Here is a 334-nt window from a genome sequence, read left to right on the forward strand (position 1 = left end):
TACCAATGGCTGCTCGGCCGCGTCAACATCAAGCCGGTGGCGGCCGAGCGATACAGCATGGCGGTCGTTTCCGGCGGTGCCAGCGTCAATGCGCTGGAGGCCGGGGTCTACAGCGTCTCGGCGGCCTCCATCGGCGGCGCTGGCGGCGCGCAGCGCGAAGCGGGCGATGCACCTGGAATGCTCGGCTTGTCGATGAAAGGCCGCATCGGCCGGCTGCGGGCAATGGCCTACTCGACGCCGTTCATCGTTGCTACCGGCGTCCTGGTGGCGGCGGCTGTCGTGGTTGGAACGGAGGCGAGCGTGGCCCTCTATTCCCTCGGCGCCCTGGCTGGCA

1 protein-coding gene is annotated in these 334 nt (G+C 69.2%); it reads left to right on the forward strand.

Annotated features, from left to right (window positions below; all coding sequences use genetic code 11):
- On the forward strand, positions 1–334 hold a 334-nt coding region (locus F1735_RS34510; RefSeq protein ID WP_167241559.1), incomplete at both ends, for a hypothetical protein.

The sequence above is a fragment of the Massilia genomosp. 1 genome, from assembly GCF_011682185.1.
GTDB lineage: Bacteria > Pseudomonadota > Gammaproteobacteria > Burkholderiales > Burkholderiaceae_D > Telluria_A > Telluria_A rubra.